At 60.6% G+C, this 18,384-nt stretch carries 16 protein-coding genes; 5 read left to right on the top strand and 11 right to left on the bottom strand.

All coding sequences use genetic code 11. The annotated features are described in order from the left end of the window. Positions 1-9: 9 nt before the first annotated feature. Positions 10-1,356 (bottom strand): glycerol-3-phosphate transporter, encoded by a 1,347-nt coding sequence (gene glpT, locus FNY10_RS13960; RefSeq protein WP_131048201.1) that lies wholly within the window; start codon positions 1,354-1,356, stop codon positions 10-12. Positions 1,357-1,626: 270 nt separating this feature from the next. Between glpT and glpA the strand changes: the two genes are divergently transcribed. From glpA to glpC, 3 genes are read left to right on the top strand one after another with little or no spacing between them, the layout of a single operon-like run. Beyond that, a complete protein-coding gene (gene glpA, locus FNY10_RS13965; protein ID WP_160702868.1) occupies positions 1,627-3,249 on the top strand; it encodes an anaerobic glycerol-3-phosphate dehydrogenase subunit A in 1,623 nt (540 codons plus the stop codon). Further along, on the top strand, positions 3,239-4,498 hold the full coding sequence (glpB, locus tag FNY10_RS13970) for a glycerol-3-phosphate dehydrogenase subunit GlpB (protein WP_160702870.1): 1,260 nt from the start codon (positions 3,239-3,241) through the stop codon (positions 4,496-4,498). Before glpA ends, glpB begins: the two co-directional genes overlap by 11 nt. Beyond that, positions 4,495-5,682, top strand: coding sequence for an anaerobic glycerol-3-phosphate dehydrogenase subunit GlpC (gene glpC / locus FNY10_RS13975; protein ID WP_160702872.1), 1,188 nt, complete (start codon positions 4,495-4,497; stop codon positions 5,680-5,682). The genes glpB and glpC overlap by 4 nt, the downstream gene beginning before the upstream one ends. A 6-nt stretch (positions 5,683-5,688) precedes the next feature. Here the strand turns inward: glpC and FNY10_RS13980 are convergent, their stop codons facing one another. Both FNY10_RS13980 and FNY10_RS13985 read right to left on the bottom strand, forming a co-directional pair. Further along, the gene (locus FNY10_RS13980; RefSeq protein ID WP_131048205.1) at positions 5,689-6,888 is read right to left on the bottom strand and encodes a nicotinamide mononucleotide deamidase-related protein YfaY; all 1,200 of its coding nucleotides are present in this window, start codon (positions 6,886-6,888) and stop codon (positions 5,689-5,691) included. A gap of 101 nt (positions 6,889-6,989) precedes the next feature. Next, on the bottom strand, positions 6,990-7,532 hold the full coding sequence (locus FNY10_RS13985; protein ID WP_160702874.1) for a YfaZ family outer membrane protein: 543 nt from the start codon (positions 7,530-7,532) through the stop codon (positions 6,990-6,992). A 228-nt stretch (positions 7,533-7,760) separates the two neighbouring features. Here FNY10_RS13985 and nudI point away from each other — a divergent pair, with 228 nt between their 5' ends. Further along, the gene (gene nudI, locus FNY10_RS13990) at positions 7,761-8,186 is read left to right on the top strand and encodes a nucleoside triphosphatase NudI (protein ID WP_141964108.1); all 426 of its coding nucleotides are present in this window, start codon (positions 7,761-7,763) and stop codon (positions 8,184-8,186) included. A gap of 24 nt (positions 8,187-8,210) precedes the next feature. Here the strand turns inward: nudI and menE are convergent, their stop codons facing one another. The 7 genes from menE to FNY10_RS14025 all read right to left on the bottom strand — a co-directional run bounded on the left by menE (position 8,211) and on the right by FNY10_RS14025 (position 15,841). Next, positions 8,211-9,587 (bottom strand): o-succinylbenzoate--CoA ligase, encoded by a 1,377-nt coding sequence (menE, locus tag FNY10_RS13995; protein ID WP_141964106.1) that lies wholly within the window; start codon positions 9,585-9,587, stop codon positions 8,211-8,213. Then, complete coding sequence (gene menC, locus FNY10_RS14000) at positions 9,584-10,549, bottom strand: o-succinylbenzoate synthase (RefSeq protein ID WP_160702876.1); 966 nt, start codon at positions 10,547-10,549, stop codon at positions 9,584-9,586. The genes menE and menC overlap by 4 nt, the downstream gene beginning before the upstream one ends. Beyond that, a complete protein-coding gene (gene menB / locus FNY10_RS14005; RefSeq protein ID WP_100682766.1) occupies positions 10,549-11,406 on the bottom strand; it encodes a 1,4-dihydroxy-2-naphthoyl-CoA synthase in 858 nt (285 codons plus the stop codon). Before menB ends, menC begins: the two co-directional genes overlap by 1 nt. A gap of 14 nt (positions 11,407-11,420) precedes the next feature. Further along, a complete protein-coding gene (gene menH / locus FNY10_RS14010) occupies positions 11,421-12,179 on the bottom strand; it encodes a 2-succinyl-6-hydroxy-2,4-cyclohexadiene-1-carboxylate synthase (protein ID WP_160702878.1) in 759 nt (252 codons plus the stop codon). After that, positions 12,176-13,846, bottom strand: coding sequence for a 2-succinyl-5-enolpyruvyl-6-hydroxy-3-cyclohexene-1-carboxylic-acid synthase (menD, locus tag FNY10_RS14015; RefSeq protein WP_141964100.1), 1,671 nt, complete (start codon positions 13,844-13,846; stop codon positions 12,176-12,178). Before menD ends, menH begins: the two co-directional genes overlap by 4 nt. A 76-nt stretch (positions 13,847-13,922) precedes the next feature. Further along, a complete protein-coding gene (gene menF / locus FNY10_RS14020) occupies positions 13,923-15,218 on the bottom strand; it encodes an isochorismate synthase MenF (RefSeq protein ID WP_160702880.1) in 1,296 nt (431 codons plus the stop codon). Between the two features lie 161 nt (positions 15,219-15,379). After that, positions 15,380-15,841 (bottom strand): GNAT family N-acetyltransferase, encoded by a 462-nt coding sequence (locus tag FNY10_RS14025; RefSeq protein WP_160702882.1) that lies wholly within the window; start codon positions 15,839-15,841, stop codon positions 15,380-15,382. A gap of 54 nt (positions 15,842-15,895) precedes the next feature. Between FNY10_RS14025 and rnz the strand changes: the two genes are divergently transcribed. Further along, positions 15,896-16,816, top strand: coding sequence for a ribonuclease Z (gene rnz, locus FNY10_RS14030; RefSeq protein WP_141964093.1), 921 nt, complete (start codon positions 15,896-15,898; stop codon positions 16,814-16,816). Between the two features lie 108 nt (positions 16,817-16,924). Here the strand turns inward: rnz and nuoN are convergent, their stop codons facing one another. Then, positions 16,925-18,382, bottom strand: coding sequence for an NADH-quinone oxidoreductase subunit NuoN (nuoN, locus tag FNY10_RS14035; protein WP_100682772.1), 1,458 nt, complete (start codon positions 18,380-18,382; stop codon positions 16,925-16,927). Positions 18,383-18,384 lie beyond the last annotated feature (2 nt).

Below are 18,384 nucleotides of genomic sequence, written 5' to 3' on the forward strand. Positions count from 1 at the left end.
GCGCATTCCTTAAGACCGTTTCAGTTGTTGGTGATGGCGTCTCTCACCCAGCATCACGATAACCAGCAGCACAACCGCCAGCACGCTGCCGCCGATCATCACCATGAAGCCGCCATCCCAGCCGAAAAAGTCAACGGTATAGCCGACGATCGCGCTGGCGGCAACGGAACCGCCGAGATAGCCAAACAGACCGGTAAAGCCCGCGGCGGTGCCCGCCGCTTTTTTAGGTGCCAGCTCCAGGGCATGCAGACCAATCAGCATCACCGGGCCATAGATCAGAAAGCCAATCACAATCATGCAGGCCATATCGATCCCCGGGTTACCCGGCGGATTAAGCCAGTAGACCACGGTTGCCACCGTCACCAGCGTCATAAAGAAGACGCCGGTGGCCCCGCGATTGCCCTTAAACACCTTGTCGGACATCCAGCCGCAAATCAGCGTGCCAGGAATCCCCGCATACTCATATAAGAAGTAGGCCCAGGAGGATTTATCCAGCGCAAAGTGCTTCACTTCTTTCAGGTAGGTTGGCGACCAGTCGAGAATGCCGTAGCGCAGCAGATAGACAAAAACGTTCGCCACGGCGATATACCACAGCAGCTTATTCGGCAGGATATACTGCTTAAAGATCTGGCTGGCGGTCAGCTCCTGTTCATGCTTTTCGCTGTAATCATCAGGATAGTCATTTTTGTACTCTTCGATCGGCGGCAGGCCGCAGGACTGTGGCGTATCGCGCATCATCGCGAAGGCGAACACCGCCAGCAGAATCGCGCCGAACGCCGGCATATACAGCGCCGCGTGCCAGTCGTTAAACCACGCCATCCCCAGCAGGAACAGCAGCGGAGGGATCCCGCCCCCGACGTTATGCGCGCAGTTCCATACCGAGACAATGCCGCCGCGTTCTTTCTGCGACCACCAGTGCACCATCGTCCGCCCGCACGGCGGCCAGCCCATCCCCTGGAACCAGCCGCAGAGGAACAGCAGCACGAACATCACCATAATGCTGGAGGTCGCCCAGGGGACAAACCCCATCACCAGCATCACCAGCGCGGCCAGGATCAACCCCGCGGGCAGAAAAATGCGCGGATTCGAGCGATCCGAAACCGACCCCATGATGAATTTCGAAAACCCATAGGCAATCGAAATACCGGAGAGGGCAAAACCCAGATCGCCGCGGGAAAATCCTTGCTCCACCAGATAGGGCATAGCCAGAGCAAAGTTCTTACGCACCAGATAGTAAGCGGCGTATCCAAAGAAAATACCGATAAAAATTTGCCAGCGCAGTCGACGATACAGCGGATCGATTTCCGCCGCGGGCAAACGCGCTTTGTGCGGCGCAGGTTTAAAAATAGTTAACATAGCAGCCTCCGTGGCCATCTCTTCTTTACTGACAGCGATAAGAAAAATCTAATCTAATCACCCAATTATGATGAAACGGGATGGTAGGCAAAGCTGGCCCTGGATACTGTGAAACATCGCACGCTTTGTTACAAAAATATGACAAAACATTCCATTATGAGCATGAAATCACATAACCCGCTCGAATAACGCGCGAATATGCTCGAAATCAAACAATACGTACTATTTGTATGGCTAAATGGCGTAAAACGAAAGCAGAAGGACAGGAAGATGGCCGAAACCCGTGAATGCGATGTGATTATCATCGGCGGCGGCGCGACCGGCGCAGGGATCGCGCGAGACTGCGCGCTCCGCGGACTGCAGGTAACGCTGCTGGAGCGTCACGATATTGCGACCGGAGCAACCGGGCGTAATCACGGTCTGCTGCACAGCGGCGCCCGCTATGCCGTCACCGACGGCGAATCGGCCCGCGAGTGCATCAATGAGAACCGGATTCTGCGCCGCATCGCCCGTCACTGCGTTGAAGCGACCAACGGACTCTTTATTACCCTTCCCGAGGACGATCTGGCCTGGCAACGGACCTTCATCAACGCCTGTCAACAGGCGGGGATCGAAACTCAGTCGCTGTCGCCAGCAGAGGCGCTGCGTATTGAACCCACCGTTAATCCGGCCCTGCTTGGCGCCGTACAGGTCCCCGACGGCACCATCGATCCGTTTCGCCTCACGGCAGCCAACATGCTCGATGCCCGGGAGCATGGTGCGACCATTCTGACCGGTTGCGAAATTACCGGTCTCATCCGCCGGGGAGATCGCGTTTGCGGGGTCGAATTTTATGATCATCAACATCGCGAGAAAGGTACGCTGTACGCCGGTGTGGTGGTGAATGCCGCCGGGATCTGGGGGCAGCGGATCGCAGAATATGCCGATCTGCGCATCGCCATGTTCCCGGCCAAGGGATCGCTGCTGATCCTCGACCATCGTATCAACCGGCAGGTCATCAACCGCTGCCGCAAACCCGCCGATGCCGATATTCTGGTGCCCGGTGATACCATTTCGCTGATTGGCACGACGTCGGAACATATCCCTTACGCCGAAATTGATGACAACCGGGTCACAACAGCCGAAGTCGACACGCTGCTGCGGGAAGGAGAAAAACTGGCTCCGGTACTTGGGCGCACTCGCGTGCTGCGCGCCTATTCCGGCGTGCGTCCGCTGGTGGCCAGCGATGATGACCCCAGCGGACGCAGCGTCAGCCGCGGTATCGTTCTGCTCGACCATGCCGAGCGCGATGGCATGGAGGGGTTTATCACCATTACCGGCGGCAAGCTGATGACCTATCGCCTGATGGCGGAGTGGGCCACGGATGCAGTGTGCCGTAAGCTCGACAACCGCGTCCCCTGCTCTACCGCCGACATCCCGCTGCCGGGCTCTACGGAGCCCCCCGAAGCCACGGTAAAAAAAATCATCTCGCTACCCGCGCCGCTGCGCGGTTCCGCCCTCTATCGTCACGGCGACCGCACGCCAGCCTGGCTGGGCGATACCCGCCAGCATCGCAGCTTAATCTGCGAATGCGAGATGGTGACCGCCGGAGAGGTGCAGTACGCGGTGGAAAACTTAGCGGTTAACAGCCTGCTCGATCTACGCCGCCGCACGCGCATCGGCATGGGCACCTGCCAGGGAGAGCTGTGCGCCTGCCGGGCGGCCGGGCTCCTGCAACGGTTTAACATCACCACTCCCGCCCAGTCGCTGGCCCAGCTTTCTGATTTTTTAAACGAGCGCTGGAAAGGCGTGCAGCCCATTGCCTGGGGCGATGCGCTCAGGGAAAGTGAATTCACCCGCTGGGTCTACCTCGGACTGTGCGGCCTGCAACAGGAGTCTCAGGATGAAATTTGATAGCGTGATTATCGGCGGTGGCCTCGCGGGCCTGCTCTGCGGGCTAACGCTTAATCAGCTGGGCCTGCGCTGCGTCATCGTCAGTCGGGGTCAAAGCGCGCTGCACTTTTCCTCCGCTTCGCTGGATCTGCTCTGCGCCCTTCCCGATGGCGAGCGGGTCAGCGATGTGGCCCACGGAATCGCCCGCCTGGCGCAACAGCTTCCCGCGCATCCCTACGCGCTGCTGGGCGCCGATCGGGTGATGGCGTACGCCGCGCAAACCGAGGCGCTGCTGGCCGCCAGCGGAATCGCGATGCGCGGCGAGGCCCGCCAGCCGCATGAACGCGTTACGCCGCTGGGCACCCTGCGCCCGACGTGGCTTTCGCCGCCGGAAGTTCCCGTGGCGCCACTGTCCGCACGCAGCGTTGGCGTGGTGGGTATCGGCGGCTTCGCCGACTTCCAGCCACATCTGGCCGCCGCCTCGCTCACCCGGCAGGGGGTGAAGGCGACGGCAACAGAGATAGACTTACCGATACTGGACGTTCTGCGGGATAATCCGAGCGAATTTCGCGCGGTGAATATCGCCAGAATGCTCGACGAAGAGTGCCATTGGCCCGCGCTCCTCGCCGCGTTGCGTCCGCTGGCACAGGCGCACGATCTGCTGATCATGCCCGCCTGTTTCGGTCTGAATGACGCCGGGCTGTATAGCTGGCTACAGGAACAGCTGCCCTGCCCACTACGCCTGCTGCCGACGCTGCCGCCTTCGGTTCCCGGCATGCGCCTGCATAACCAGCTTCAGCGTCGTTTTATCCGGACCGGCGGCACCTGGCTGGCTGGCGATGAAGTCACGCGGATCGACCATCAGGAGGGCAACGTCAGCGCAGTCTGGACCCGGCAGCACGGCGATGTTGCGCTACGCCCCCGGTTTACGGTCCTGGCCAGCGGCAGTTTCTTCAGCAATGGATTGATCGCCGATAAAGCGCGCGTTCGGGAGCCGATTCTCGGCCTCGACCTGCAGCAGACCATCCCGCGCGAGAACTGGTATCAGCGCGATTTCTTTGCTTCGCAACCCTGGCAGCGCTTCGGCCTGAAAACCGATGCGATGCTGCGCCCGCTGCTCGACGGCCAGCCGCTGGGCAACCTGTTCGCCATCGGTTCGCTACTGGGCGGTTTTGATGCCATCCAGCTTGGATGCGGCGGCGGCGTTTGCGCGGTCACCGCACTGCACGTCGCGAAACAGATTCATGACCTTGCCGGAGGCGCGCGATGAACGATACCCGCTTTGAGAGCTGCATTAAATGTACCGTGTGTACCACCAGTTGCCCGGTCAGCCGGGTGAATCCGCGCTATCCGGGCCCGAAACAAGCGGGTCCCGACGGTGGGCGCCTGCGTCTGAAGGACGGGGCGCTGTACGACGAAGCCTTAAAATATTGTATTAACTGCAAGCGCTGTGAAGTCGCCTGTCCCTCTGATGTAAAAATTGGCGATATTATCCAAAGGGCACGGGCGCAGTACAGCCAGCAAAAACCAACGCTACGCGATGCTATCCTCAGCCATACCGACCTGATGGGCACCCTCTCCACGCCGTTTGCCCCGTTGGTCAACGCCGCGACGGGGCTCAAACCGGTACGCCGGCTGCTCGATGCGACGCTAAAAATTGACCACCGCCGAACGCTACCGAAATACGGTTTCGGCACTTTTCGCCGGGCGTACCGTCAGCAGGCGGCCCGCCAGGCGCAGTTCAGCGAGCAGGTGGCGTTCTTTCACGGCTGTTACGTCAACTACAACCATCCGCAGCTCGGCCACGACCTCATCCGCGTGCTGAATGCGATGGGCACCGGCGTCCAGCTGTTAAGTAAAGAAAAATGCTGCGGCGTGCCGCTTATCGCCAACGGCTTTTTTGCCAAAGCCCGCCGCCAGGCGCAGAGCAACGTCGCTGCCATGCGGGAAACCCCGCTGCCGGTGATTGCCACCTCATCTACCTGCACGTTTACCCTGCGCGACGAATACCCGCATCTGCTGGATGTCGATAATCAGGACCTTCGCGACCGGATTGAACTGGCCACCCGCTGGATCTGGCGCCAGCTTGATGCCGGGCGTACCCTGCCGTTACGGCCGCTGCCGCTGAAGGTGGTCTATCACACGCCGTGTCATATGGAGAAGATGGGCTGGTCGCTGTATACCCTCGAACTGCTGCGGCTGATCCCGGGTTTACAGCTGGAGGTGCTGGATTCACAGTGCTGCGGCATCGCCGGCACATACGGGTTTAAATCGGAAAACTATCCCGCTTCTCAGGCCATCGGCGCTCCGCTGTTCCGGCAAATTGAGGAGAGCGGCGCCGACCTGGTTATCACTGATTGCGAAACCTGCAAATGGCAAATCGAGATGTCCACCAGCAAACGCTGTGAACATCCCATCACTCTACTGGCGCAGGCGCTGGGCGCGCCTGACTGAGGAACATCACTCGATGAACACGCTGTCCACGACGTTAATCCAGCCATGCTCCCCGGCGACCGGCTGACCGTTCAACCAGCGACGCAGCATATTCAGCGCCATCATGGCACAGACTTGCTGGCGAACCGTCAGGCTGTAGCGAGTGGCGCTAAATTTGACCCGCAGCGCATGGGTGCCTTCCGGCGTCGAGAGGACAAAATTCAGATGATCGGCCTCCTGGCCGCTCACCGCCAGCGCCAGACCCGCGAAATGATTGACCCGCCGTTCTGCGGCCCAGCGGGCGGACTGCGCCAGCGACTCTTCCTGGCAAGGGACCACTTCGCTTGCCAGCAGCGGCACGCTTGCCCGCGAAAGCTGAAGCGCCAGCAAACCGCCGGTAAACTGTTCACTCAGCGTCAGACTCAGCTGGCGCGCCTGTAAACAACGCGCGATCTGTGCGGGCAGCCCCTCGGTGCCCTCGAAAATCATGCTCTCCCCCGCTACTTTTTTCACTTCCGGCCATATCGCCAGCATCGCTTCGCGCTGCTCTGCCGGACCGGTGAGCTTCAGCTCAATAATCGGCATTGAAGAGCGGTAGCCCATGACCACGCCCGGCGGCAGCGCCAGCGGATCGAGGCTTTGCGCCAGATCGCTTTCCGAGCGGCCAAAAGTCGTCAGACGCAGGCACAGCGGCGGTGCTGGCAGCGGGAAACGCTCACGCAGGCGGGGTAAAATCTCCTGCTCGACCATCACTTTGAATTCCGACGGAACGCCGGGGGTGAAAAACATCAGACAGCGGTTGAGCTGAACGGCAAAACCGCAGGCCGTCCCCACCGGATTGTTGATCATCTCCGCGCTGGCGGGGATCTCCGCCTGCTTACGGTTACTTGCGGCCATCGGGCGACCGCGCTCGGCAAAGAAGCGAGTCATCGTTTCCAGCCACGCTTCGTGCAGAATCAGTCCTTCGCCCTTGGCGGTCGCAGCGGCCAGCGCGCTCAGATCGTCACTGGTCGGCCCCAGGCCGCCGTTGACGATCAGCACATCCGCCTGTTCACTGCGTTCGCGTAACACCGCGACCAGGGAATCAAGGTCGTCGCCCACGGTGTTGCGGCGCGTTAACGGTAATCCCTGATTGAAAAAGAAATCGGCCAGCCACGCGGCATTGGTATCGACGATTTGCCCGTGCAACACTTCATCGCCGGTGGACAGCATTTCCACATTTATCATTATTCACTTCACTCCTTGCCTGCCAGATGGCAATACTATAACGCAAGGCGCAGGCGGAGTAGACAGGAATACGGCGCGGGAGACGTTCGCGCCGTGGGGGATTAGAAGCTGGCGCTGACGCCGACGTACGGGCCATCGGCAATCGTGCTGTCTTTGTTGCCGTCTTTCCCTTCGAGGTCCAGATAGCGATAGCCGGCTTCAATGCTCAGAGGCCGCATAATCGTCCAGCTCGCGCCGGCGTTAGCTTCCTGATAGCTCTGAATGCCGCTGGAGAGTGAATCCGGGGAATAGTAGTATTCGCCGAACAGACGGAAGCTGTCGCCGATTTTCCACTGCAGGCCGCCGCCGACGGCCGCCGCGTAGCCTTCATTGCCGCTCTTCGGATTGGTGTACACGCCCTTACCGCCAACCGTCGCGAGGAATGGCCCCAACGGAAGATTCAGCCCAAGACCCAAACCCGCCGCGTCGCCGTCATTGTCGCTGTGCATCCAGTTGCCGGTTACTGCCAGACCGGATGACTCAGTCCCGAGACCGACGCCAAGATTGGTGTAGTGCTCGCCAACCTGGCCGGTCACGCTGATGGCATTTGCCGCCGTAGAGACCAACATCATGCCGGCAAGGCCGAATAAAATGCGCTTTTTCATTTTTACTCTATCCACAAAACAAGAATCAAAAAAGTCCCAAAAACCGCAGAATTGTACTGCCGAATGTTGAGGAATCAATGTATTAAAACGACCTTTACTTTGGTGATTGTAACCAGTTGCTACCGGTAGTATGGTGAAAACAGAGACAATGCAGCTTGCGGTTTAGCGAGACGGCTCGCAAACTTCTCCTCCACACCTTTTTCCTACCGTTTAGTCAAGGAGATCACCATGCGTCAAAGGACCATCGTCTGCCCGCTGATTCAGAATGAAGGGCACTATCTGCTCTGCAAAATGGCTGACGATCGCGGCGTTTTTCCCGGGCAGTGGGCACTTTCCGGCGGCGGCGTAGAACCGGGCGAACGGATTGAAGAGGCGCTACGTCGGGAGATTGGTGAGGAGCTCGGCGAGGCATTGCGGCTGACGCAGATTACGCCGTGGACCTTCCGCGATGATATTCGGGTCAAAACCTATGCCGACGGCCGTCAGGAAGAAATTTATATGATTTACCTGATTTTTGATTGCTTCAGCGCCAACCGCGAAGTCACCCTTAACGATGAATTTCAGGAGTATGCCTGGGTGAAACCGCAGGATTTGCACCGCTACGACCTGAATGTGGCGACCCGCAAAACGTTAACTCAGAAGGGCCTGCTCTGAACGCCGCGTCGAAGCCAACCCCGGTTAACAGGTCTGGCGGCCTGGCGCCGCATTAACCCAGTCACGTAATGCCCGGCGGGAGATTTTAATCCCGCCGGTTTTCAACGAATCAGGTAACGCCAGCCAGCGTACCGGCTGCTGAAAACGGGCCAGCTTATCCTGGGCCCAGACCGCCAGCGCGGTGACATCGCACTGCGCATCGCACTCCACCACCGCCACCGGACGCTGACCAAACTCCGCATCGTCTAACGGCACGATAAACGCCTGCTGAATCTGCGGATGCGCCAGCAGCACCCGCTCCACCTCTTCAGGCTGGATACTTTCCCCACCGCTGAAAAAGAGGTTATCCATCCGCCCAAGCAGCGTCAGTTTGCCCTCCCTGAGCTCGCCGCGATCGCGAGTGGCAAACCAGCCCTGTTCGTTGACCAGCGGCAGCACCCCGCCATCGCGCCAGTAGCCAGCGGCCATGCTGTCGGCACGTAGCCAGACCTCGCCCTCAACGATTTTCAGCGCGCGCCCCGGCAGCGGCTGGCCGACATCCGGCGCGCCATCCGCCTCTTTACCGCATACCGTCGAGGCGAACTCCGTCAGACCATAGCCACACCAGCAGCGAATGCCCCGGGCGCGCGCCTGTTCGGTCAGCGCGACGGGAATCGCCGCACCGCCCAGCAACACCGCCTTCAACGACACATCGGCCTCGCTATTGAGCAACCGCCAGAGCTGAGTGGGCACCAGCGAAGCATGCGTACAGCCTTGCAATGCCTGTTCCAGCGGTTGCCTTTCCCCTACCGTCAGGCGAGCGCCCGCCAGCAGCCAGCGCCAGAGAATACCCTGGCCGGAAACATGAAACAGCGGCAGCGACAGCAGCCAGTCATCATCCGACGCCAGCGGGATCATCGCCAGCACACCTTCGGCGCTGGCAAGATGCGCCCGACAGCTGTGTACAGCGGCCTTCGGCAACCCCGTAGAACCGGAGGTGAGCGTCATTGACGCCAGACGTTCTTCGCGCCAGAGCAGCGGCGAATCACCCGCCGTCCGTTGCAGCGCCAGCGGTACAAAGTCGAGGGCGAGCGGATCGCCGTTCAGCACCAGCGCATAACGCAGATCGAGGGAGGGTAACAATGCCGCCAGCAGCGAAGGCGGTAGCTGCGGATTGAGGGGAAGCACCCGGGCGCCGCACTGCAGCAGCGCCAGCCATGCCAGCAATGCCGACGGCTGGTTATAGGCTCGCAGCAGCACGCCCTCTCCTTCATTAACCCCCTGGGCGCGGAATCCGCCGGCCAGCGCGTCAACCTCGGCGCACAGCTGCCGCCAGTTCAGGACAACGTCGTTCAGGCGTACCGCCGGGGCCTCGCCACGCAGCTGACGCCAGTGGCGCCATGGCCAGTCGCTAAAGGTCACAGCAGCGGCTCCAGCTCATCACTGTTCAGACAGGGTAACGGGCTGTCAGGCCAGGGGCGAACCAGCTGCGCGCGCATCAATGCCAGCGTATCCAGGCCGGGAAGGGTCTGCGGCGTCAGCCAGGCGGCAATCCGCGCCAGCTGCGTCAGTCCAAGGCTTGATTCGATCGATGAGCTGATCACCGCCGTCAGCCCCAGCGCATGAGCCGTGGCAACCTGCTCCCGCACTTTACGCAGGCTACCGGTGAGCGTCGGCTTGATCACCAGCGCACGCAAACCCGGCTCCGCCTGAAAACGAAAATCCGCCTCACGCAGGCTTTCATCCCAGGCAATGGCGATGCCGGTTTCCCGGGCAAAAGCCCGCGAGTCGTCGCGGGTTTTGCACGGTTCTTCAAGGAAGGCGATACGGTGGCGGTACTGCGGATGGACATATTTCGCAAACTGCTGCGCTTTGAGCGGCGTCCAGGCGCGGTTGGCGTCCAGACGTAGCTGCAGGTCGGGAATCGCTTCCAGCAGCAGGTTAACCACCATGCCGTCACGCACCGCTTCATATAGGCCGATCTTGACCTTCGCGACCTTTTCACCGGGCAGTGCCGCCAGCCGGGCAAACAGTTCGTCCGGGTCGCCGGTGCACAGCGGCACCGCGCGATACTCCGCCTCCTGCGGCAGGTCATCGTTCAGCTCCGCCAGCGCACAGCTGACGCCGAAGGCCACGGAAGGCAGAGACGGCTCGGGCAGGTTCTCGCCCTGCCGCCAGGCTCTCGCCCATGCCACCAGCGCGGACTGCGCCTCCTCCAGCGTTTCCGCGCTAAAGCCCGGCAGAGGCGCAATTTCGCCCCATCCCTGGCATTCACCCTCCTGCAGGTGAATGAACAGTCCATCGCGAGTTTTTAACCGCCGTTCGCGCAGCACCACGCCCGCGTCCATCGGTACCTGCCAGCGGTAAACCTGCGCCTGACGCATTATGGATTCCGTTTAAATTTGCTGAAGTCCGGCTGACGTTTCTGGTTGAAGGCGTTGCGCCCTTCCTGCCCCTCTTCGGTCATGTAGAACAGCATGGTGGCGTTCCCCGCCAGCTCCTGCAGCCCCGCCTGACCATCGCAATCGGCATTCAGCGCCGCCTTCAGGCAGCGCAGCGCCATCGGGCTGTTTTGCAGCATTTCGCGACACCAGCGGACGGTCTCTTTTTCCAGATCCGCCAGCGGGACCACGGTGTTGACCAGCCCCATGTCCAGCGCCTGCTGCGCATCGTACTGGCGGCACAGGAACCAGATTTCGCGCGCCTTTTTCTGTCCGACGATCCGCGCCATGTAGGATGCGCCCCAGCCGCCGTCAAATGAGCCGACTTTCGGGCCGGTCTGGCCGAAGATGGCATTTTCCGCGGCAATCGTCAGATCGCACATCATATGCAGAACGTGACCGCCGCCGATGGAATACCCCGCCACCATCGCCACAATCGGTTTCGGGCAGGTGCGGATCTGGCGCTGGAAATCCAGCACGTTCAGGTGGTGGACGCCGGAATCATCCTGGTAGCCGCCGTAATCGCCGCGTACCTTCTGGTCGCCGCCGGCGCAGAATGCTTTATCACCTTCGCCGGTGAGGATAATGACGCCGATATTGTCGTCATATCGGGCATCGGACAGCGCCTGAATCATCTCTTTCACGGTCAGCGGGCGGAACGCATTGCGCACCTGCGGGCGGTTAATGGTGATTTTAGCCATCCCGTCCGTCGACTTCTGGTAACGAATGTCGGTGTAGCCTTCGGAGCAATCGTGCCATTCCACAGGGGCATAGAGCATTGCTTCATCAAGAGAGATCATAGAATGTCCTTTGGTTAACTCGCTAAAAACTGGGCCAGACATGACACCACCGCCGCAGGATTTTCCCGATGCGCGTTATGCCCGGCATGATGAATAATATGTGTCGTGGCGGCGACGTCGCGCGCAATGGCGCGAAACTTCGCATCGCGCTCGCCACAAAGATAATGAACAGGGTAGCGCCGGGCGCGGAGTTGCGCGCGCAGGTCGGGCTGTGCGGCAAGGGAGGTCGCCTCCAGCATCGCGGCAAGACTGGCGCCGCTGTTGTGGCTGCGCAGCGCCACAAGCGCTTCCCGCTGCGGCGTACTTAAGCTGGCGAAAACCGGCTGCTGGTACCAGTCGGCAAAAACCTGCGCCAGCGGCTCGCGGCGAAAACGCTCCGCCCAGGCGGCATCGCGACAAGCGCGCTGGCGGCGTTGGCGCGCATCCTGCAGACCGGGATGCCCCCCCTCGACGACCAGCCCACACAGCCCGCGCCGCGGCTGACCGGCAAAAAACAGCGCAATACGCCCGCCCAGCGAGTAGCCAATCAACCAGTAGTCCCGGACATGATAGTGCGCCAGCGTTTCCGCCAGCCGCAGGCTGACCTCAGCAAACCCGCTGACCCTGACCTCGCGCGAACCACCGTGACCCGGCAGATCAATATACAACCGCGGATAAGCGCTGAACGCGGAGCCCACCGTTTGCCACTCCCGGCTGTCGCCGGAAAAACCGTGTAAAAACACCAGCCAGGGATAGCCCGACTGCCCCTTTTCGCACCGGGCGTGCAGACTCATAGTCGGCTGACCTGCGCCAGCAGCTGTTGCAAAGTATGGGTGCCTTCCGTCTCATTCACCACCAGCTCAATCAGCGTGGCGCCAGGAAGCTGCCAGGCGCCAGCCAGCGCCGCTTCCAGAGCCTCCCAGCTGTCCGGACGGTGATAATGAAGGCCAAACATCGCCGCCGCATGGCCGAAATTAACATCCTGCGGCATCAGATAAAACTGCCGCCGTTGATCCTGCGGCGTCGGCAGTAAAGAGAAGATCTGTCCGCCGTTGTTGTTTACCACCATCAGCACCAGCGGCGCAGAGGCCTGACGCAGCAACGCCAGCGAGTTCAGATCGTAGAGCGCGGAAAGATCGCCGACGATCGCCAGGGTCGGGCGGGCGCTGGCTCGCTGGACCCCTGCCGCCGTCGCCAGCAGGCCATCAATACCGCTGGCGCCGCGGTTGCTGTAAACCGGGTATCCCGCCGGCAACTGCGCCAGGGCATCAATTAACCGAACCACCAGGCTGTTACCGACAAACAGCTGCCCCTGATCCGGAAGATAGCGGCGAATCCGGTGAGCCAGCTGGGCTTCGCCAAACGCCTCACTGCGCTCGGCCGCCGCCTGCCAGGCCTGTCGCGACAGCACAGGGATCGTCGTCGCCCACGGCTGGCGGCTTTCCGCCGGATGCAGATCCAGCCACTGTTCCACCGGGCAAATCAGCCGACGACCGCGGTGATGGGCCGGGTCGAGGCGACCGGGGAGATCGTCCACGACCCAGTATTCTTCCGGTTCACAGGTGGCCTGCCACTGCAGCACGCGTTTACCGGTGAGGCTGCTGCCCAGCTGCACAACGATTTGCGCCTGCTGCAGTTCGCTCACCGCTTTGCCGTTCGCTAGCCACAGGTCGGCGCACGGCAGCGGCTGCCCGGTCTGGGAAAGGACATCGCCAATCAGCGGCCAGCCGAGCGTTTTTGCCCACCCGGCAACTTTTTTACCTTCAGCGGCGCTCATGCGGCCCGCGACGACAACGCCCCGCTTTTGCCGCCAGAAAAACCAGTCGCGCTGCTTTTCGCTTTCCAGCTGCAGGGAGTGCCGCAGCCAGGGTTTATCACTTTGCCACCACGCGCCGAGCTGCTGCTGCCACTCCACGCCGGTATCATCCATCTCGCCATACAGCGGTTCGGCGAACGGACAGTTGATATGGATACCGCCGGAATGCAGGGCGCCCAGCGCCTGATCAATCGTCGACACCAGCCAGCGCGCGGGCACATCCTGCGACGGGCGCGGCAACGACAGCGTCTGCGAGGGATGAGAGGCAAACATCCCCGGCTGGCGGATAGCCTGATTCGCGCCGCAGTCAATCAGCTCCGGGGGACGATCGGCGGTAAGCAGGATCAGCTTTTCACCGGTCAGGCCCGCCTCAATTAAGGCCGGATAGAGGTTAGCCGTCGCCGTTCCGGACGTGACAATCACCGCCACCGGCTGCCGGCTGGCTTTTGCCAGCCCCAGCGCCAGATGGCCAAGACCGCGCTCATCGAAATGAGTGTGGGGAATAAACGCGCGGTTTTCCGCCGCAGCCAGGGTAAGAGGTGTCGAGCGCGAGCCCGGCGCAATACAAATATGCTGCACGCCGTGGCGAGTCAATGCTTCGAGGATCACCGCCGCCCAGCGTCGGTTAAATGCGCTTACTGACATGAAATTGTCCGGTATCAAATATTGAGGCTAAGTATAGGTAATACAAAGTAATGGAGTATTGATATGAGTCGTTTATCTACGCTTTTGTCAGTAATAATGAACGCAGCCCCGCCGCCTTATTTTCTATCTCCTGCCACTCCTGCTCAGGATCGGAACCGCTGACAATCCCGGCGCCGGCATACAGCCTGAGCGTGGCATTTTCGACGAGCGCCGAACGCAGGGCCACGCAAAATTCGCTTTGCGCCAGCGCCAGGTAGCCAGCGGAACCGGCGTACCATTCCCGGGTGAAAGGTTCATGGCGGGTAATAAAGGCCAGCGCCGCCCGACGCGGTAATCCTGCGACCGCGGCGGTCGGCTGCAGCTGATGCAGGCAGCGGGTATCGTCAGGCCGGTAGAGTTCAGCCCAGATGCAGCGGCGCAGATGCTGTACTTTACGCAGCCGCACCACCTGCGGCGGCAGGACGTCCAGCGAACGGACGTCATCCTGCAGACGCTGGCAGATATCCTCCACCACCAGCATATTCTCGCGCTGGTTTTTATCATCTTTCATCAGCCAGTCGGCCAACAACTGCGCCTGGCGATCGTCGGGATGGCTGGCAACGGTCCCGGCCAGCGCTTCGGTGCGCAGCAGCGTCCCGCGCCGACGCCACAGCCGCTCCGGCGTTGAACCAAAGAATGTCCGCTGCGCGTTAAAGGCCATCATGAAATGAAAACAGCGGTGATTGCTACGTCGGCTGGCGGCCACGATCGCCAGCGGATCCGGCGGCAGAGCAAACCGGACATCGGTGGCCCGCGCCAGCACCACTTTATCCATCTCCCCTGCGGCAATCGCCTGAGTTGCCTGCTCAATCAACGCATACCATTGCGGATAGTCCGGGGAGTGCTGCTCGCTGAGCACCGGCGGCAGAGCGGCGGGCAGCGCCTGGTCAGGGGTGAGCCCCTGGAGAAACGCCCGGGCCGCGCTGGCCTCTTCGCGCAGTGACGTCTCGCTACTCAGCAGCAGGCGCAGGGTGGCTTTTCCCCCGACCCGACGCCACTCCAGCCGCGGCAAAAATAGCGCCCCTTCCTGCGGGTTAAACGCGTTCAGGCCGCAAATACGTAAATCCGCCAGCCCCTGACGCTGCAAGAAGCCATGAGCCTCGGCCAAAGAGGGGAAGGTTTTTACCGCGCCAAGCGCGGCAAGCTCTTCATCGCCATTGCGCTGCTGCCAGTAAAACTGCGGCCACTGCGCTTGATGACCGCACCACAGAAGGGGGTCAAAAGCGTCATGAAGCGGGAAAGGGATATCGAAAATTCGCGTACCGGACAACGGCGGAAAATCGTCAGACAGGCAGTCACGTAAGCGTTCCAGCGCAGTGGAAACAGACAGCACGCAAACCTCCACAGAATAAAAACCACAGATTATACGGGGTACTGGCGTGAAATTGCAGTACCCATAATGAGGGAGCGGACTTTCCGCATACGGCGGCGGCCAGACCGGACAGGCTGAAGGGAAAAAAGTATATATTTTTTAGTTGGTTACGTTAACGACGCTTAACCGGCGACCGCTTCGCGGGCCATGCCGATATGCGCAATACCGTCCTCATCATAAATGTCGGTCACCGGCTGAAAACCGAAGCTGGCGTAAAAACGTTGCAGGTGCGCCTGGGCGCCGAGATAGATAGCCTTGTGCGGCCAATGACGACGACAGCTGGCCAGCGCCTGCTCCATCAGCTGATACCCCAGTTTCTCGCCGCGCACCGCCGGGCTGACAATGACCCGACCAATCACCACCGGTTCAATATCCTCGTCGCTTTTCAAAATGCGCGCGCAGGCGACCAGCTCATCGCCTCGCCAGCCGAGCAGATGGCGGTTATCACCAATCAGGTCGTCGCCGTCAATATCCTGATAAGGGCAGTTTTGTTCGACGATAAATACCGCGCAACGTAGTTGCAGCAAAGCGTACAGCTGCGGAACGGTCAGCTCTGCGTGGTGAAGATCCTGCCATGTAATCATTGACTGCTCCTGTATACTTGAGTTTTTTCACCCACGCCCTGAGGACACTGGACGATGGAATTGACATTTTTGGGGACATCCGCAGGCGTGCCGACCCGTGCACGTAATATGACGTCTATCGTGCTGAATTTGCAACAGCCGACGGCAGCGGAGATGTGGTTGTTCGACTGCGGAGAAGGGACCCAGCATCAGTTTCTGCATACCCCGTACCACCCAGGAAAGCTGAATAAGATATTTATTACTCACCTCCACGGCGATCATCTGTTCGGCCTCCCCGGACTGCTGTGCAGTCGCTCGATGCAGGGTAACTCTCTGCCGCTGACGCTGTACGGTCCGACGGGGCTCAGGGAGTTTGTTGAGACCGCGCTGCGCTTAAGCGGTTCCTGGACCGATTATCCGCTCACCATTATCGAAGTGGGCCCCGGTCTGGTCTTTGATGAAAGGGGCTATCGGGTCAGCGCATATCCGCTGAATCATCCGGTTGAATGCTACGGCTATCGTATCGAAGAGCACCCTCGCCCCGGCACCCTCGATGCCGCGCGGCTGATTGCCGACGGCGTCAGCCCGGGCCCGCTGTTTCAGCGCCTGAAACAGGGAGAAATGGTGGAGCTGGAGGACGGGCGGCGGATCGATGGTCGGCACTATCTCGGTCCGGCGACACCGGGTAAAACGCTGGCGATTTTTGGCGATACGGCCCCCTGCGAGGCGGCGCTTGAGCTGGCGCGCGGCGTTGATCTGATGGTTCATGAAACGACGCTGGAGCAGGCGATGGCGGAAAAAGCCAACAGCCGCGGTCATTCGTCGAGCCAGCAAGCAGCGGCGCTGGCCCGCGATGCCGGCGTCAGGATGTTTATCGCTACCCACTTTAGTTCGCGCTATGACGCCGAAGGCTGTCTGCGCCTGCTGACGGAGTGTCGGGAGGTTTTTCCCCGCACGCTGCTGGCCGAAGACTTTATGGTCTACAGCCTGAGCTAGCCGGGGCGGAAGGCATAAAACAGCACAGCGAGGCAAAAAAATGCCTGCCCGTATCGCTACGGGCAGGCAGGATTGCAGGACCGGCGGTGTGACCCCCGGACCTGGCGATTACATCAGCGGTTTTGCCAGTTGCACAATGCTAATCAGCGGCTGCGGCCAGACGCCGAGCACGAGAACCAGCAGCGCGGAGATCAGCACCACGATACCGCCCGCGCTATACTGCCAGTTCGACGGCGCATCGCGATTCAGTTTATCCGGCGCGCTCAGGTACAGACTCACCGCCACGCGCAGGTAGTAGTACAGACCAATCGCCGAACCGATCACCACGGCAGCAACCAGCCACCACAGGTGCGCATGCACACCGACGGCCAGCACGTAGAATTTACCGATAAAGCCCAGCGTCATCGGGATACCCGCCAGCGACAGCATCATCACCGTCATCACCGCTGACAGAATCGGACGGTGCCAGAACAGGCCGCGATAGGAGTACAGCGAGTCGGCATCCGGACCACGGTATGGGCTGGACATCAGGCTGACTACGCCGAACGCGCCGAGGCTGCTGAACAGATAGCCAGCCAGATAGACACCCACGGCTTCCATCGACATGTCACCGCTCTGCAGGGCAATCAGCGCTACCAGCAGATAGCCAAGGTGCGAGATGGAGGAGTAGCCGAGCAGACGCTTGATATTGGTCTGGCTCAGCGCCATCAGGTTACCGAAGATGATAGAGGCGAAGGCAATCAGGCCCAGCACCACGCGTACCGCTTCGCTGTTGCCCACCGGCATGTACAGGAACAGACGCATCACCACGCCGAAGATAGCAATCTTGCTGGCGGTTGCCAGGAAGGTTGATACCGGCGCCGGCGCGCCCTGATAAACGTCCGGCGTCCACAGGTGAAACGGAACCAGAGACAGCTTAAAGCCCAGGCCGACAATCATCAGGCCCAGACCCGCCAGCAGCAGCGGTTCGTGCAGCGCGCTGTCTGCCAGGCTTTTACCCAGCGCCAGGAAGGACAGGTTGCCCGAGTTCGCATACACCAGCGCCATACCGAACAGCAGGAATGAAGAGGCTGCGGCGGACAAAATGGTGTATTTGATACTCGCTTCCAGCGAACGCTTCTGGCGGAAGGCATAACCAACGAGACCGAACAGCGGCAGCGAAATCAATTCGATACCGAGGAACAGCGCCGCCAGATGGTTCGCACCCGCCAGCAGAATGCCACCCAGCGCGGCGATAAGCACCAGCAGGTAGAACTCTTCTTTATTGTCCTTGTATCCCTCAAGCCACGGGTACGCAAAGGTACAGGTGGCCAGGCTCGCCAGCAGCACCAGCCCGGTGTAGAGCATCGCGTAGCCGTCAACGCGAATCAGCGGCGTGACGTCCATCGCCCCGTTCTGACCCACGAACCAGAGTGAGACCAGCGCGGCATTAAGCCCGAGAACCGACAGCGTGGCATTAAGGAAATGATTGCGTCGCCACGCAATGGAGAGCATCACAACCACCACCGTCAAGCCGACGATCAGCAGCGGTAGCAGTGCGATCAGTTGTTGTGGAGTTATTGTCATGG

The organism is Klebsiella sp. Lac1 (assembly GCF_009825425.1).
Lineage (GTDB): Bacteria > Pseudomonadota > Gammaproteobacteria > Enterobacterales > Enterobacteriaceae > Klebsiella > Klebsiella electrica.

What these genes read in the sequence shown, in the direction of transcription:
- glpT (WP_131048201.1), bottom strand. Translation starts at nt 1,356, where the DNA reads ATGTTAACTATTTTTAAACCTGCGCCGCACAAAGCGCGTTTGCCCGCG.
- glpA (WP_160702868.1), top strand. Translation starts at nt 1,627, where the DNA reads ATGGCCGAAACCCGTGAATGCGATGTGATTATCATCGGCGGCGGCGCG.
- glpB (WP_160702870.1), top strand. Translation starts at nt 3,239, where the DNA reads ATGAAATTTGATAGCGTGATTATCGGCGGTGGCCTCGCGGGCCTGCTC.
- glpC (WP_160702872.1), top strand. Translation starts at nt 4,495, where the DNA reads ATGAACGATACCCGCTTTGAGAGCTGCATTAAATGTACCGTGTGTACC.
- FNY10_RS13980 (WP_131048205.1), bottom strand. Translation starts at nt 6,888, where the DNA reads ATGATAAATGTGGAAATGCTGTCCACCGGCGATGAAGTGTTGCACGGG.
- FNY10_RS13985 (WP_160702874.1), bottom strand. Translation starts at nt 7,532, where the DNA reads ATGAAAAAGCGCATTTTATTCGGCCTTGCCGGCATGATGTTGGTCTCT.
- nudI (WP_141964108.1), top strand. Translation starts at nt 7,761, where the DNA reads ATGCGTCAAAGGACCATCGTCTGCCCGCTGATTCAGAATGAAGGGCAC.
- menC (WP_160702876.1), bottom strand. Translation starts at nt 10,549, where the DNA reads ATGCGTCAGGCGCAGGTTTACCGCTGGCAGGTACCGATGGACGCGGGC.
- menB (WP_100682766.1), bottom strand. Translation starts at nt 11,406, where the DNA reads ATGATCTCTCTTGATGAAGCAATGCTCTATGCCCCTGTGGAATGGCAC.
- menH (WP_160702878.1), bottom strand. Translation starts at nt 12,179, where the DNA reads ATGAGTCTGCACGCCCGGTGCGAAAAGGGGCAGTCGGGCTATCCCTGG.
- menD (WP_141964100.1), bottom strand. Translation starts at nt 13,846, where the DNA reads ATGTCAGTAAGCGCATTTAACCGACGCTGGGCGGCGGTGATCCTCGAA.
- FNY10_RS14025 (WP_160702882.1), bottom strand. Translation starts at nt 15,841, where the DNA reads ATGATTACATGGCAGGATCTTCACCACGCAGAGCTGACCGTTCCGCAG.
- rnz (WP_141964093.1), top strand. Translation starts at nt 15,896, where the DNA reads ATGGAATTGACATTTTTGGGGACATCCGCAGGCGTGCCGACCCGTGCA.
- nuoN (WP_100682772.1), bottom strand. Translation starts at nt 18,382, where the DNA reads ATGACAATAACTCCACAACAACTGATCGCACTGCTACCGCTGCTGATC.